Source organism: Candidatus Saccharimonadales bacterium, assembly GCA_035697325.1.
GTDB lineage: Bacteria > Patescibacteriota > Saccharimonadia > Saccharimonadales > Saccharimonadaceae > JALRBM01.
Genome location: DASSDB010000002.1, coordinates 220,844 through 234,364 on the forward strand (window position 1 = coordinate 220,844; position 13,521 = coordinate 234,364).

The 13,521-nt window shown below is 48.7% G+C and carries 18 protein-coding genes and 2 tRNA genes; 9 read left to right on the top strand and 11 right to left on the bottom strand.

What is annotated here, in order from left to right:
* Window position 1: 1 nt before the first annotated feature.
* From VFH06_01560 to VFH06_01570, 3 genes are read left to right on the top strand one after another with little or no spacing between them, the layout of a single operon-like run.
* The gene (locus tag VFH06_01560; protein ID HET6746774.1) at window positions 2-802 is read left to right on the top strand and encodes a hypothetical protein; all 801 of its coding nucleotides are present in this window, start codon (window positions 2-4) and stop codon (window positions 800-802) included.
* A gap of 26 nt (window positions 803-828) precedes the next feature.
* Window positions 829-1,362 (top strand): hypothetical protein, encoded by a 534-nt coding sequence (locus VFH06_01565; protein ID HET6746775.1) that lies wholly within the window; start codon window positions 829-831, stop codon window positions 1,360-1,362.
* Entirely contained in the window at window positions 1,359-1,727 is a 369-nt protein-coding gene (locus VFH06_01570) for a hypothetical protein (protein HET6746776.1), read from the top strand. The genes VFH06_01565 and VFH06_01570 overlap by 4 nt, the downstream gene beginning before the upstream one ends.
* Window positions 1,728-1,743: 16 nt before the next feature.
* Here the strand turns inward: VFH06_01570 and VFH06_01575 are convergent, their stop codons facing one another.
* Window positions 1,744-2,595, bottom strand: coding sequence for a mechanosensitive ion channel family protein (locus VFH06_01575; protein ID HET6746777.1), 852 nt, complete (start codon window positions 2,593-2,595; stop codon window positions 1,744-1,746).
* Window positions 2,596-2,640: 45 nt separating this feature from the next.
* On the opposite strand from VFH06_01575, the gene trmB reads away from it, so the two are divergent.
* Window positions 2,641-3,288, top strand: coding sequence for a tRNA (guanosine(46)-N7)-methyltransferase TrmB (gene trmB / locus VFH06_01580; protein HET6746778.1), 648 nt, complete (start codon window positions 2,641-2,643; stop codon window positions 3,286-3,288).
* On the opposite strand, the gene VFH06_01585 is transcribed toward trmB, so the two are convergent.
* Window positions 3,278-4,528, bottom strand: coding sequence for a Mur ligase domain-containing protein (locus VFH06_01585; GenBank protein HET6746779.1), 1,251 nt, complete (start codon window positions 4,526-4,528; stop codon window positions 3,278-3,280). The genes trmB and VFH06_01585 overlap by 11 nt on opposite strands.
* A 71-nt stretch (window positions 4,529-4,599) precedes the next feature.
* Here VFH06_01585 and VFH06_01590 point away from each other — a divergent pair, with 71 nt between their 5' ends.
* The 3 genes from VFH06_01590 to VFH06_01600 all read left to right on the top strand — a co-directional run bounded on the left by VFH06_01590 (window position 4,600) and on the right by VFH06_01600 (window position 6,775).
* Window positions 4,600-5,814, top strand: a complete 1,215-nt coding sequence (locus VFH06_01590; protein ID HET6746780.1) for an MFS transporter — start codon at window positions 4,600-4,602, stop codon at window positions 5,812-5,814.
* A gap of 45 nt (window positions 5,815-5,859) precedes the next feature.
* Window positions 5,860-6,492 (top strand): hypothetical protein, encoded by a 633-nt coding sequence (locus VFH06_01595; GenBank protein HET6746781.1) that lies wholly within the window; start codon window positions 5,860-5,862, stop codon window positions 6,490-6,492.
* A gap of 67 nt (window positions 6,493-6,559) precedes the next feature.
* Window positions 6,560-6,775: a hypothetical protein gene (locus tag VFH06_01600; protein HET6746782.1), complete on the top strand. Its 216-nt coding sequence runs from the start codon at window positions 6,560-6,562 to the stop codon at window positions 6,773-6,775.
* Between the two features lie 89 nt (window positions 6,776-6,864).
* Here VFH06_01600 and VFH06_01605 read toward each other — a convergent pair whose 3' ends face one another.
* A complete protein-coding gene (locus VFH06_01605) occupies window positions 6,865-7,215 on the bottom strand; it encodes a hypothetical protein (protein HET6746783.1) in 351 nt (116 codons plus the stop codon).
* A 297-nt stretch (window positions 7,216-7,512) separates the two neighbouring features.
* Here VFH06_01605 and VFH06_01610 point away from each other — a divergent pair, with 297 nt between their 5' ends.
* A complete protein-coding gene (locus tag VFH06_01610; protein ID HET6746784.1) occupies window positions 7,513-7,866 on the top strand; it encodes a hypothetical protein in 354 nt (117 codons plus the stop codon).
* A 191-nt stretch (window positions 7,867-8,057) separates the two neighbouring features.
* Here the strand turns inward: VFH06_01610 and VFH06_01615 are convergent, their stop codons facing one another.
* Complete coding sequence (locus VFH06_01615) at window positions 8,058-9,164, bottom strand: DUF4419 domain-containing protein (protein HET6746785.1); 1,107 nt, start codon at window positions 9,162-9,164, stop codon at window positions 8,058-8,060.
* A gap of 107 nt (window positions 9,165-9,271) precedes the next feature.
* Window positions 9,272-9,347, bottom strand: a tRNA-Ile gene (locus tag VFH06_01620).
* Between the two features lie 55 nt (window positions 9,348-9,402).
* Between VFH06_01620 and VFH06_01625 the strand changes: the two genes are divergently transcribed.
* A complete protein-coding gene (locus tag VFH06_01625; GenBank protein HET6746786.1) occupies window positions 9,403-9,852 on the top strand; it encodes a hypothetical protein in 450 nt (149 codons plus the stop codon).
* A gap of 45 nt (window positions 9,853-9,897) precedes the next feature.
* On the opposite strand, the gene VFH06_01630 is transcribed toward VFH06_01625, so the two are convergent.
* From VFH06_01630 to VFH06_01655, 6 genes are all read right to left on the bottom strand, one after another.
* Window positions 9,898-9,975, bottom strand: a tRNA-Met gene (locus VFH06_01630).
* A 100-nt stretch (window positions 9,976-10,075) separates the two neighbouring features.
* The gene (locus tag VFH06_01635) at window positions 10,076-10,321 is read right to left on the bottom strand and encodes a hypothetical protein (GenBank protein ID HET6746787.1); all 246 of its coding nucleotides are present in this window, start codon (window positions 10,319-10,321) and stop codon (window positions 10,076-10,078) included.
* Window positions 10,322-10,386: 65 nt separating this feature from the next.
* Window positions 10,387-11,760, bottom strand: a complete 1,374-nt coding sequence (locus tag VFH06_01640) for an NAD(P)/FAD-dependent oxidoreductase (GenBank protein ID HET6746788.1) — start codon at window positions 11,758-11,760, stop codon at window positions 10,387-10,389.
* A gap of 10 nt (window positions 11,761-11,770) precedes the next feature.
* Window positions 11,771-12,046: an ATP cone domain-containing protein gene (locus VFH06_01645; GenBank protein HET6746789.1), complete on the bottom strand. Its 276-nt coding sequence runs from the start codon at window positions 12,044-12,046 to the stop codon at window positions 11,771-11,773.
* Window positions 12,047-12,763: a hypothetical protein gene (locus tag VFH06_01650; GenBank protein ID HET6746790.1), complete on the bottom strand. Its 717-nt coding sequence runs from the start codon at window positions 12,761-12,763 to the stop codon at window positions 12,047-12,049.
* A 282-nt stretch (window positions 12,764-13,045) separates the two neighbouring features.
* Complete coding sequence (locus tag VFH06_01655) at window positions 13,046-13,399, bottom strand: hypothetical protein (protein ID HET6746791.1); 354 nt, start codon at window positions 13,397-13,399, stop codon at window positions 13,046-13,048.
* Window positions 13,400-13,521 lie beyond the last annotated feature (122 nt).

Genomic DNA, 13,521 nt, shown 5'->3' on the forward strand with positions numbered 1-13,521 from the left:
TGTGAATACGAATCAGTTTCAAGAACTTATTTGGGAGAAGGGCGGCGAATTATATCGTTCGATGCCATGGCGCGATGATACTCGGGGCTACTATGTACTCGTGAGCGAGCTCATGCTTCAGCAGACGCAAGTTGATCGAGTAATACCCAAGTTCGCCGCTTTTATTGAAAAATTTCCTAACGAACGCGCACTTGCGAAAGCCTCGCTTGGTGAGGTGCTGACTCTCTGGAATGGGCTGGGGTATAACCGTAGGGCTAAGTTTCTTCACGAAGCCGCAAAAATGATTCACCACGAATATAGCGGTGCTTTTCCAAATACGAAAGAGCAATTAATGAAACTCCCCGGCGTCGGAAAAAATACTGCCGGAGCAATCCTGACGTATACGTTTAATGAGCCGATAGTATTTATCGAAACAAATATTCGGACGGTTTATTTTGAACATTTCTTCAAGGAGGGCGTTCAAGTGAGTGATGACGAATTGAGCAAGGTGGTTGAAGAAACGATCGACAGGGAGCATCCAAGAGAATTTTACTGGGCTCTTATGGACTATGGAACATGGTTAAAAAAACAGGGTGCAGGTCGGCTTGATAAAAGCAAACACTACAAAAAACAATCGCCACTTAAAGGAAGCGTACGGGAAGTGCGGGGGCAAATTATCCGGTTGCTAATGGAAAAAGACTGGGGCGTTTTTGAGCTGGAGAATGCTGTTAATGGAGATGACAGATTCGATAAGGCGCTGGATGGATTGCTCGCGGATGGGCTGGTTGAAAAAACCGGAAGCAAGTTGCATTTGACCAAATAGTGGTAGCCGTACCATAATAGAGCGAGATGAAACGAATTTCAGGATTTTTACTTGTCGTCATGGCTGTTCTTGCATTTTTTTCCGTGTCTGTTCCGGTGCGTGCTGAAACAGCGCCAATGACAGAGGCGCATATAGCGCAGATCCGGGCAAATTGCGTCGACGCTCAATCGGTACTGGCTCAGTTGCATGCGAGTGACGCGTTGCTTCGGGTGAACCGCGGTCAGTTGTACGAATCTATTTCTACGAAGCTTATGGCGCCGTTTAATAGCCGTGTGGCGCTTAATAAGTACGATGGCTCAAAGTTGACCGAACAATCGGTGATATATGATCGCCAGCTGGATGAATTTCGAAGTAGCTATAAGGCGTATGATGAGGCCATATCCAAAGCTCTGAAAATCAACTGTGTTAACGAACCAGTGGCATTCTACGATAGCGTGGCCGATGCACGGGCAAAACGCCAGATGGTTCATCAGAGTACAGTAGCCTTGCAGACGACGATCCAAAACTATAAGAACCAATTTGAAGTATTTGCTGGTACGTTGCAGGAGAAAAAGCAGTGAGCGAAGAGCAACTAATAGCGGAGAAGAACCACCTGGGTAAATGGGAGCAGCATAAGTTTCTTTTGATGATAGGCTGTGCAGTGGTGATAGCACTGTTTTTTGTTGGTGTGGCACTTGCGCTCTACGCTAGTAGTGGGGCAGCGCAGCTCGATCTTAGCCGTCCGGGCTATCAATCGGTGCGCGAACAGGCAGTTCGGAGCGACAATCTCGATAGTTTTCCTGCGAGCGGACAGCTCGACCAACAGGCGATAGATCAATTTCGAAAGCTCTACGACGAAAGGGCAAAGCAGGCAACAAGCATAGATAGCTTTGGCGGGAATGTGATGAGCGATGACGCGCTTTCTATCGGTAGTCCAACTCAGTAAACGATAGGGAAGGGGTCTACTTTTTCTTTTTTGATGGTGGGGCAGGGGAGGCACCGCTAAGAGCAATCCCCTTCTCTTCAAATTTGGAAAGTAGTTTGCGGCGCATTTCACTCGTGACTGACCATTGATCAGAAGGAAGCGTTTTACCGGATATTGTGATCGTAACGCCGCTCGATGAAAACTCACCAACAGATGAAAATACCGGCGGCTCCAGGATCTTACTTTTCCATTTCGGCTCTTTAGCAAGGGTTTTACCTGTTGTATTTATTATATCAATCACCTCGTCTAAATCATGAGACGGATGGACGGTAACGGTAAAATGCGCCATGCTGTAACCCATTGTTTTATTGATAACATGCTGGACGATCCCATTCGGAAAGTAGTGAACATTTCCGTCGGCGTCGCGAATAACAGTAGATCTGGCGCCAATGCGCTCCACGGTGCCCGTAGCTCCATCAATTTCAATGATGTCACCCACTCGGTACTGGTTTTCAGAGATGATAAAGATACCCGAAATGAAGTCTTTGACAAGTGATTGAGCACCAAAACCAAGCGCAACACCGATAATTCCGGCACTTGCAAACAGGGGTGCCAAACTGACACCAGGAAACAGTTTACTAAATAAGATAAGTGCACCAATTGTGATAATAAGCACACGCCATGTATTGTTGAAAAGTTCGGCCAATGTCTTTTGGCGCTTTTCGATATCTTTATAGTGCCAATCGTGGCGCTTCATACTTGCCTGAACTGCCGACTTAATTACGCGACCTAGTAATGCTGTGCCTAAGTAATAAACGGCGATGACGATAATAAGCGTCACGACAAGATCGAGACTATTCTGAAGTGTCCAATTTATGACCGTGTCCATATCTGGTAGTATAGCACGGCCTCCTGTAGAATAAGCTGGAGTAGTATGATCCTCGATCCGCAAGATTTTATCATTACCAGAAAGCGCAAAAAGTATAAGTTTGCTCTATTTCACAATTCTTCACTTTGTTTTGAATTTGATGAGCGTACGCAGTTGGATCCATTCAAAGTTTTAGAAGTAGGGGCAGGAACAGGCCTCTTTAGTGTTGCGCTAGCGGCGACGTCCGACAAGCGATTCTTGGCTGTTGATGTAAAAGCAGACCGCCTACAGAAAGGCGCTGGAAAAGCGGCGGCGGAAGGTCTTAATAATATCCAGTTTCTCAGGGCACGAGTGGACCAATTGGACGAATTCGTTCTTCCCCATTCACTAGAAACGATTTGGGTAACCTTCCCTGATCCGTTTCCCCGCGGGAGAAGCGCTAAGCGTCGGCTCACGCATGCCAATTTTCTTGCGCTCTACGAAAAGTGGTTAGCGCCTGGTGGCACAGTGTGCTTTAAAACGGATGCTCGTTCGCTTTTTGAATGGAGTTTGGAGGAATTTGTACGAAACGGCTGGCGTATTGAAGAATTGTCCTTTGATTTACACGGCTCCTCCCTGTCTCGTGAGTACATACATAAAACTACTTATGAGGATAGGTATATCCGAGAAGGAAAACCAATTGGTTTTGTAAAAGCCTTGCCGCCTACACGCTAAGCTGGTTTCGCACCCAGGTATCAATACTGCCGGCACCCATTATTAGGACAAGTTTGTCGTTTTGACGTGCTGTTTCGATAGCATCCCAAAGGGTATCGTTAAGACCAGCAAAATGAAGAGAGGCTTTGTTGGTAATGTTTTGCGATAGCTGCTGCGGAGTGAGAATGGGGAGATTAGGGTCTTCGCGCGAGAGGTAGGTGGGGAGCCAATAGATTTCCTCGGCAAGCTTGAAGCAATCGGTGTAGGCGTTTTTAATCTCGTGCTGGCGAACGTTTTGGTGCGGTTGGTACACTAAAACGATATGGTCGGAAAGCTCGCGGGCTAGTTGCAAGGTTGCTGCTATTTCTTTTGGGTGGTGGCCGTAATCGCTATAAAGATTTTGTGCTAGTCGTTCGAAGCGACGGCCTGTGCCGGGGAATTGATTGATAATTTTATGTACGTCTCCCCCACTAATCCCCAGATACTCAAGGCCTTTTGAAACAAGTGTCGCGTTACGACGATTATGCTCACCGGGCAGGGAGAACAGTTGCACTTCGTTGGACCGAAGCACCCACGAGTTCGAAGCGGCCTCCGAGATGTTTTTATCGTCTGCTTGCCACATAATGACCTGTTCAGACTGCCGAGCGAATTGGGCGAAAGCCCGAAGATAATCTGTTTCGGTTGGGTAGGTGTCGGGGTGATCGTAATCAAGAGAGGTAATGAGAGTGAGATAGGGGCGAAAATGGAGGAAGTTCTTATCAAATTCATCACATTCATACACAAAATATTCACTTTCTGGCTGGTACTTCCCGCTTGGTCCAAAACTAAGCGTGGCGCCCACAGAGTAACTTACAGGAATTCCTAGTTGTTGCATTGCCCATACCATTATGCCGGTGGTAGTTGTTTTCCCATGTGTACCGGCAATGGCAATTAACTTAAGGTTCTTTTCTTCGATAATGTGCGCCAGGAGTTCATCACGCTTTGCGGTTTTTATGCCAAGTGCGCGTGCTTTTAGCAGTTCGGGGTGATCGCTTGGCAACGCAGAAGTATGAACGAACCAGTCGATGGGGGTTGCGCTGTGACAGGCCTCAAGAAACGAACCATCTTGGTTAAACGATAGGGAAACGCCTTTTTTTTCGAGCATATGAGTGAGGGGGGAAGCCTGGAGATCGGACCCCTGGATAGAATAGCCCGCATCGAGAGCTATTTCGGCGAGAGGCCCAATCCCCACTCCGCCAATTCCAGAAAAGAAAACATTCATACCCTACAGTATACCACTTGTCCTTATCCGGTCTCTCGTGTTGTAATAGAGGAAACGAAGGCAATACAAACATGATTAGGCAACTTATTCACCGACTTCTCCTACGCCGCCACTTTTGGCGCTATGCGACGTTTTCTGAGGTAGCCGAAATATATGCTTCACGAACGCTGCGGTTGATGGCCATCAGTATGTCGATGGTCTTTATGGCGATTTTTCTGTATCAAAACGGCTATTCGGTTCAGTTTATCGCAGGATATGGAGTGTGCTTCTCTTTCTTTAAGGGAATCATTGCGCTGCCAGCTGCGAAATATACGGCACTGTTTGGTCCAAAACACGGTATATTATTGTCAAATTTGTTATATATACCGTCTATGGTATTGTTTGCCTCGGTGCCGCAGCTTGGTCTGCCTGCGCTTGTAGCAACAGGAATTCTTCAGGGGATTTCGTTGACTCTTTATGATATTTGTCATCTGACCGACTTCTCTAAGGTAAAAAGCGTGGAGCATGGCGGTAAAGAAATCGCATTCATGAATATCTTTGAAAAGATAGCAACTGGTCTCAGTCCCCTTTTAGGGGGAGTTATTGCACTATTTGCGGGTCCTCAAGCGACTCTGTATGTTGCGGCCCTTCTCTTTACGATAGCTTCTATACCTCTATTTAAGACGGGCGAGCCGGTGCCGACTCACCAAAAACTAGTATTTCGTGGTTTTCCGTGGCGAACGGTTTGGAGGACGCTTGTAGCAGAAACGGCTGTGGGCTTTGACTCTGTGGCTTCAAGTACTGTATGGCTTTTGCTTGTTGCGCTGACGGTATTGGGTATTTCGGGCAATCAGGTGTATGCAGAATTAGGTGCGCTTATCTCGGTAGTATTGCTCGCTGCGCTCGCGTCATCGTATGCGTACGGTGTGCTGATTGATCGACGAAAGGGCGGAGAGTTGCTTAAAACGATGGTAGTAGTAAATGCATTGCTCCATCTCACGAGGCCGTATGCTCAAACCCCCGTGTCGGTAGCGCTAATAAATGCAACGAACGAGGTGGCGACAACTGGATACGCAATGTCGTTTGTAAGAGGGATATTCGATACCGCAGATTTGTCAGGGCATAGAGTAACATACATTGGGCTTATTGAGATAGCGCTCAATGTTGGTATGGCCGCCGCCGCTGGTCTATTCCTCTTCTTTGTCAGCTTTTGGGAGCCGACTTTAGGGATGAAGCTGTTCTTCTTTGTGGCTGCCCCCGTGACACTTCTTATTGCAACGCCGAAGTTTCGTCTCTACCGAAAATAAGGGGCATGCTACAATAAAGAGAGCGTCGAGGTGGGGTATTTTTAGGTGGCTGATAGAAAGCGAGTAAAGAAAAGTATCAAACAATTGCAGCGGGTGAAAACCTGGCAGCTTTTGATTTTGTTTATTCTTATGGCTTTTGTTACGGCCACATTCCTCCGCTTAAACAACATCGGCATGATCCAGCGCCGTGACGCAGTGCTTGCTGCCGATAAAGATGGCAACATTGAAACGATCCAAAGCAGATTATGGGACCTCCAACGCTATTCATCGATGCATATGAATAGCGAAACAGGGCCATTTTATCTGGAGCAGCAATACCGTCGTGATGCACAAAAAGCCGTAGACGCGGCCTCTAAAAGCGACAATAACCCGAACGGTAACATCAATGCAAAGGCCGAGGCAGTCTGTCGCCCTCAGTATGCGGTATGGTCACCTGCCTACGTACAGTGTTTTACGGATGAGCTTGCCAAGTACCCGCCGTCTCCCGATCCTACCGAAAACGTCAACCTCCCTAATCCCTCTTTGTATCGGCAGAATTTCATTAGCCCTTTATGGTCGCCTGATTTTGCGGGATGGTCTGTAGTAGTATGTGTCGTTATTCTTCTTATGATTATTGCCCGGTTGATAAGCCTTGGCGTTCTTCGTCTGCTACTTAAAAAACATTACCACGGCATTTAAATGTTGACAGAGGCCGACAGAGGCGGTACGCTTACAGAGTAAGACGCTAAAGGAGGTATAAGAACTTATGGCTTACAAACACACTAACTCTAAAGGTGTTACCTACTACCTGCACAAAACTGAAGTGACGCTTCGTGGCGGCAAAAAGCAGACAATCTACTTTTTCGCTAAGGTAGAAAAGAACGCTAAGGGTGAACCTACAGACCTTCCAGAAGACCGCGTAGTTAAGGAAAATCCACGCAACGGCTTCCTTACCATTAGCAAGAAGAAAACAGAAGACTAGTACATTTCTCTATTTATAGACAGAATCCCACAACAGTTACGTTGTGGGTTTTTTGTGTGCGGGGGTGGTTTAGACCCCCGGCACGCGTGTCAGCGCAGCTCTACCTTCTTGACCTTGAAGCAGCGATCCAGAGCACCTTGAGTCAGCAGGCCAAAATAGCCTGGGGCGATTTCGGTGGAGCTGAAGCGAAGGATGTCAGCGGTTGACTTGATGTCGTCTACTTCCATACCCTCGCGATTCGCAGCGGCAAATGCGGCCACCTCTCCTACGACATACCCTGTACCAGGGGGAGTGATCTCGAGGATCCGCACGCAGAATGACTCGCATACGGCCAGCTTCCCTCTGTCCAGGTTGAGTAGCTGAAGGTGAATGACCGTTCCGCTCTCACTAACGATGAAAAGCTCACGTCCGATTTCCTGGCCAAGATCAATCGTGTCCATGGTGACTCCTCGATCGAAGGGATGATGCGAGTATAATCTTATCATAATAATGAAAAAAAGCAATGTATTGAAACATAACCTTTTTTGATGTACAGTTAAATCAAACAAACAGGTGCCAAATTTACCGGCAAATGCCTCGTGTGTTTGCCGGTTTTTTGAAACCTGGTTCTCTTTACTCTAGAGCGACTAACGACAACGCTAAGATAAACACCTACGAAACGATCAATACATTTATTGTGCGTTCAGGGCTTTTCCTCTAAAATAAGGACGTTTTAGACCAGCACTTGAAGAGGAATCATGGCTGAACAGCGGTTTGTGCCGGGTACGCCGATCGATCCGAGCGTTCCGCTTATAGTGGGTGTGTTTCATGAGGAATGGCTACGGGTGGTGTACCCCGAGATCAAGGAAGTTGCCACCAGTCAGCGGACGTGGGAGGGAAAGACATTCATCGTCTATCCCGTTCACGAATACGGCGTAACCCGCAAGCTTCTAAAAATGCTGATGGCGACGACTAACGAAGAAACGGCGGCAGCCAAAAACTATCCGCATCCGATACATGACGAGAAAGGTAGGCTTATCGCGGTCGTCGTTCACCAAGTGTCATCCATGATTTACGACGGATTGTACACGTACCGCATGCTCATGAAGTAGCCTAAAACAAACTTCGGTGGTGCTCCTTCTAATTGACGGAGCACCACCGAAGCCGATAATCGCTTTTCGTCCTTTTGGACTCATCAGTACGAATACGCATTTGTAGAAGCAATTTGCGGCAGAGTGAAGTGAATTTTCGCTTCACTCTGCCGACCTGAGCATGCAACTCAGGATTTTCCTCTCAGATCACGTCACACCTCGGCGACGGCGAATCCCAGTCGGGGGACCAGGAAGCTGCCTTCGAAGCCCACGTTGGTGATGCCGGCCCCGAAAGCCATGGGGTACTTCGTGCCGAAGTAGTCCCAGGTGAACGGAACCTTGCTGACGTGCGTGGAGAACTGGTTGGTCTTGTAGCCTCCCCAGCCCTTCTTGGCGAACGACCTCCAGTCGAATTCCTTCTTGAGCTGCGGACCCTCTTTGGTCTGGATGTAGGCGAAGAACGCCGTGATCCATCCCGAGACGTGCGGTCCACCGGAACCGTCCTCGTACTTGTAAATCGAGCGCCAGAAACCCTCATTGGGTGTGGCGCCTCCGGCAGTCTCGGCGATCTGCTGCAACACGGGTAGGAGGTCACTGAAGTAGCCTGCCAGCCCGTGGAAGTCGCGTGCCAGCATCTCCGTGCGGAAGTAGAGATCGTTCCAGTCGGTCGGTTCTCCCTCCAGCTGAATGCGCGGAATACCGCACCTGGTGGACATGACGTACTCGTAGAACGGGCTCGCCGCGTCCATCAGAGCGATCAGTAGCGTGGTCTCATCCTCGATGGTGGAGGTCGAGAATCGCGGCAGGAAAAGATCGGCTGTGTAGTCGGTGATCTTCTCCCTGAGCGGATCACGGAACAGGTTGATGGCCCGTCCCCATTCTGAAGGTGCGTCGTAACGCAAGGAGTCGTCGCGGACCTCGATGGTCTGCTTGGCCTCCGGCGTGTCGGTGAACAGACGTGCATAGTCCGACGAGTTGTCCTTGATGAGCTGGGCGACCTCGTGGACGATCATGTACCACAAGACTTCCGGTCGAAGGCTCAGCGCGGTGTGTGATGCGTACGCCTGATGAATCGCTTGGATTCCCAGGCTGGCACTAGCCGAACCAAAGGCGGCTTCGTTGTAGTCGCCGAAATCGTCGGGCTGGTTGACGAAGTACGTTGTGTCGCTGCTGTTGTAGTGGAATCGTGCCGGGTTACCCAGCGCGGACTTCAAGAAGACCTCGTTGCCCGTCTGTTCGACGCGAGTTGCTTCTTGGGTGCGGTGAGAACTCCAACGATCGTAGGAGGGCTCGACGGGGGTGTCGATAACGACAGTCACCAGAACTCCTTCACGAGAAGTACACTGTATAAATACAGAGGTCGTTCCGAGAGGAAAGACCTGTATATTATAGAATGATTTGTAATAAAAATCAATAAATTCTAATCTGGTGGGGGCGGTTGGAATCGAACCAACTACCAAGTGGTTATGAGCCGCCTGCTCTAACCGATGAGCTACGCCCCCGCTCTAGGGCATTATAGCGTATTCTTCCCTGTTAGGCTATAATAGTCTTAAGAAAATGAAAAACATAAACATCCGCAAAACTTACTATCATCTTCGACATCGGTACTTCACGATGAATAATGTAGTGATGACAATCGCCCTCCTTGTGGGCGTGGGCTGGGCGTGGGCATCGGTAGGTGCCATGCAACGCAATTATAATTTGCAAAAAGAGGTGGATGACAAGGCGCGTCAAGCCAAGTTACTTGAATTAGAAACACAGTCACTAGCTTTTGAGCAGAAGTATTTTAAAAGCACTGAATATCAGGAGTTGGCACTTCGTGAACGCTTAGGTCTTGCGAACCCAGGAGAAAAAGTATTAATGTTACCACCAAATACGGACGCGGCAAGAAAAGCTGATGCATCATTGGCCGCGTCTCCTCAAGTAAAAGCGAGCGATGAGCCGGTGAGTAATTATCAATTATGGATGAATTTTCTCTTTGGTGGAAATAGCAAAGAGATGAAGTAATACGGCAAAGAAAAAACGACTACCGAAAGGGTAATCGTTTTTTCTTGGTTGCGGGGAGAGGATTTGAACCTCTGACCTCGTGGTTATGAGCCACGCGAGCTGACCAGACTGCTCCACCCCGCGATACGTTCTTTATTCTAACAGATTGAATCATTCATTGCAATGGAGTAACAGGGTAATGCGGGGTAGGCCAAAAAAGCCTACCCCTAGGGAAGCTACTTGCTCAGTAGTAATCCTCGTCGCGCTGTTGTTTGTTGTACGTCTCCGCCGACGAGACTCCATAGCTGTGAGTCACGTCGATGATGTGACGACAGTCCTTGTCCGGGCAGGTGATGACGGTCTTGTGGTCGTCGTGGCTGTGCGGCAATCGTTCGCCTGCTCGCACGTCTCGCTTCTGGAAGCGAACTTTGGCACCACAATTGGAGCAGTTTGTTTCGAATCGCTTATCACGACCAACGATTTCGGCCACCAGAACTCCTTACTCGTAGTAGTTTCGCTCCCTACCCTATCATCGAACACAAAATGCGTCAACGATCAGAGCTTTGCTGCGGCAACCCGAACAGCTTCACTCCAACTAAGAAATGCGTGCGGTGTCTCTGCCAGCTGTTGGGCGGTGAGCTGATATTTTATAGCCAACGCTAATTCATGAATTGTCTCGGCCGAATGAGGAGCCACTACAGTTGCGCCCAGTAAGATCCCTTTTTTATCAGTGATGAGTTTTACAAATCCATCCCGAAAGTCCGATGTGTTGCTGCGGGCAATAATATTAAGGGGTGCGATAGCTTTGTTGATAGGAAGATCACGCTTAATACAGTCATCCTCAGAGAGACCCACTGAGGCAATACCCGGATAAGTGAAGGTAAGACGGGTAGTAGCCGTATAGTCTGGGCTGGTGCGAGATTTGGGGTGAAGGAGATTGTGTGCGGCAACGCGGCTTTCAAGGATTGCTGTATGTGTGTGGCTGTTGTGTCCTAGCACATCGCCTGCCGCGTAAATGTGCCGTGCCCTTGTTTGAAGGAATTCATTTGTTTCAATCCCTTTAGGGGTGTATGCGACGCTAGCATTTTCAAGACCAAGATCAACCGAGGGTACTCGGCCGGTGGCAATGAGGACATCATCAACATGGATTGTTTTTTCCACCCCACCTCGATTGTAAGTGATTTTTTTGCCAATACCATCTTTTACGATGACAAGCGTTCGAGTTTGCGTGAGGGAAGTAATGCCTTTTTGTTCTTTTAGAATCCGCTCCATGAGGATGCCAACTTCTTCATCTTCTTGAGGAAGAATGCGACTGGCGATCTCAGCCAAATATACCTTGGTGCCAAACGTTGCCATCAATTGGGCAATCTCAACGCCGATTGTTCCGGCGCCAATAATGTAGAGACTTTTTGGTGGCCGCATAACTTCGAGGATCGTTCGTGGGGTGAGGTAAGAAACGTTTGCAAGGCCTTGGATGTTTGGTGGGATCCAGCGAGAACCGGTAGCAATGAGGAATTGATCTGCGGTGAGATGACGTCGGTTAACAGTGATTTCATTTGGGGTAAGGAAGTGAGCCGAGCCTTGAAAAGTATCGATACCTTCGTTCTCGTAGTAACGCCGATTACCACCGGCTCCGGTTCGTTTTACGGCGAGATCCTTCCAGGCGCGAAGCGAAGGGTAATTATAGCCAAGAGTATTTGAGCGTAAACCAAACCGAGCCCCGTGCCGGGCTTCGTCGTATAAATGGGCAACATGAAGCAGTGCTTTGGTTGGAACATCGCTCCAGTTAGGGGAGTCGCCGCCAAATGTATCGGCTTCGATAATGGCAACCCGCTTCCCTTCACGGGCGGCAATCGTAGCGGCAGCACTTCCGCCGGCACCGCTGCCGATAACGATAAGATCATAATCAAAGGTGGTTTTTTTCGCCATTACTTTCTCCTTAGAGCACTAATTGGTGGTGTTTATACAGATATGCGGCCTCTGGATGAAGAACGGCGAGTGCTTCACTGGCTTTACGGCGGACATCTTCACTGGTGACTTCCGGTTTTTGATTGAGCCAAGAGGTAACTTGCTCGCAGACACGGTTGGCAATACTTTCAGCCTCACCCTCGGGGCTACGAACGCTCAGGCATGCGGCAACAACACTGGCATGGAGCTTGCTGCGTTGGAATTGCTCGCTTTCTCGCTTGCCACTCCGTTTGATAATATCGGCCATCTAAAATCCTCCATGGGCCATGGCTGTGGTGGCAAGTACTTGGTCGACATAGATATAAAATCCTAGTACTAGCAAGCCGCCGCCTGCCGTAAATTGCAAGAAACGTTTGTTGTTTTCGCGCCATGCCTGGATGCGACTGAGTTTGTGGCCACTACCCACCAAAGCGTACACAATTAAGAGGGAAAGAAGTGATGTGAGAGTATAAAGAGTAATACCAAGTAACTGCCACATAGGTTCAAGTCGGATCAGCGCGAGGCTGGCTACGATAATAGGGGCTATGATAAACAACACTTCGCTGATGACGCTACTAAGTCCTAGGCTGAATGCCTCTGCGCTATGGCGAGTGGATTTGGCCCGATCACTCAAATGTCTGGCAATTTCTCTTGGAAGCCAGAGGCTCGTGCCCTGCCCTTTGCGGTAGTAAAATGCCCATACTGCCACGCCAAGACCTAAAAGAAGCCCGCAGCTTGCAGCCCAGATGATCTGTGGGGTCGTTTGGGTAAAGATATTTTGGAAAACAAAGGAAGTAAATGAAATAGCGAGCATGGTCATCACCAATGCACCAAGGAGAAAGCCTGTCGTAAGCCGCATGACCTTGGCGCGCGCTGTTTTGGCACCGATAGCATGGCCGCTGAACAGCGTAAATACACTCACGCTGAGCTGAAAGCTGGCGTGTATAAGGGCTGCGAAGGCAATTATGGCGAGAGAACTAATCATTGTTTATTTTTTGGCCTACCTCTTGATTCACTATAGCATAAGCGTAGTAACATGGTCAAAGCAACATAAGATTTGCGGTATGTTTGAAAATATGGCGCCTGTAGTGTAGGCTGAGTGGTGGCACTACACATCACCTACACCTAAGGAGCGGCCATGTGTCGTAAGCGTGATCGAGGACAAGCAGATCGGGTTGAAAAGCCCGAAATCAGTAACAGCCTTCTGAAGTCGATGATGAATCGTGCATCTCACGGAGACGTAGACGCCTTACTAGGGCTGAGTACCCTACTGAGTAAACGCATCGACGACAGTCGCAACAATTTCCGAGCCCAACACACCGATGATAATCGTGTTGAAGAGGTGCGCCAGGCACTTGCTTGGGCAACTCAACAGGCGTGGCAGAGGAGGCATTTGAAAAAGCTCTCTTCCCCCGACGTCAAACGGCTCATGGACGATGCGCTGCGTGGAGACGACGTTGCCCTTGAGCGCCTCCAGCTCATTGGGGAGGAAGTCAAGACCATCACCGGCGCCGAGGCGAATTTGGTGGCGCACTTCGTTAAGGCTAGATTGGCGAAGTAGGGTGAGTGTAGTGCGGAAGTGGGCGTCCTTCTGGTGCGCCCACTCCAATAATTCTTTCATAATACTATTGCTTTTTTATAAAATTTATGCTTAAATAAAAATATACAAATGACAAAACAAAAAGGAAAGAAAAATGGAAACAACCGACATAACCGATATGGCAACATGGAATAGAGAGCGTT

What these genes read in the sequence shown, in the direction of transcription:
- VFH06_01565 (HET6746775.1), top strand. Translation starts at nt 829, where the DNA reads ATGAAACGAATTTCAGGATTTTTACTTGTCGTCATGGCTGTTCTTGCA.
- VFH06_01575 (HET6746777.1), bottom strand. Translation starts at nt 2,595, where the DNA reads ATGGACACGGTCATAAATTGGACACTTCAGAATAGTCTCGATCTTGTC.
- trmB (HET6746778.1), top strand. Translation starts at nt 2,641, where the DNA reads ATGATCCTCGATCCGCAAGATTTTATCATTACCAGAAAGCGCAAAAAG.
- VFH06_01585 (HET6746779.1), bottom strand. Translation starts at nt 4,528, where the DNA reads ATGAATGTTTTCTTTTCTGGAATTGGCGGAGTGGGGATTGGGCCTCTC.
- VFH06_01590 (HET6746780.1), top strand. Translation starts at nt 4,600, where the DNA reads ATGATTAGGCAACTTATTCACCGACTTCTCCTACGCCGCCACTTTTGG.
- VFH06_01600 (HET6746782.1), top strand. Translation starts at nt 6,560, where the DNA reads ATGGCTTACAAACACACTAACTCTAAAGGTGTTACCTACTACCTGCAC.
- VFH06_01605 (HET6746783.1), bottom strand. Translation starts at nt 7,215, where the DNA reads ATGGACACGATTGATCTTGGCCAGGAAATCGGACGTGAGCTTTTCATC.
- VFH06_01610 (HET6746784.1), top strand. Translation starts at nt 7,513, where the DNA reads ATGGCTGAACAGCGGTTTGTGCCGGGTACGCCGATCGATCCGAGCGTT.
- VFH06_01625 (HET6746786.1), top strand. Translation starts at nt 9,403, where the DNA reads ATGAAAAACATAAACATCCGCAAAACTTACTATCATCTTCGACATCGG.
- VFH06_01640 (HET6746788.1), bottom strand. Translation starts at nt 11,760, where the DNA reads ATGGCGAAAAAAACCACCTTTGATTATGATCTTATCGTTATCGGCAGC.
- VFH06_01645 (HET6746789.1), bottom strand. Translation starts at nt 12,046, where the DNA reads ATGGCCGATATTATCAAACGGAGTGGCAAGCGAGAAAGCGAGCAATTC.
- VFH06_01650 (HET6746790.1), bottom strand. Translation starts at nt 12,763, where the DNA reads ATGATTAGTTCTCTCGCCATAATTGCCTTCGCAGCCCTTATACACGCC.
- VFH06_01655 (HET6746791.1), bottom strand. Translation starts at nt 13,399, where the DNA reads ATGAAAGAATTATTGGAGTGGGCGCACCAGAAGGACGCCCACTTCCGC.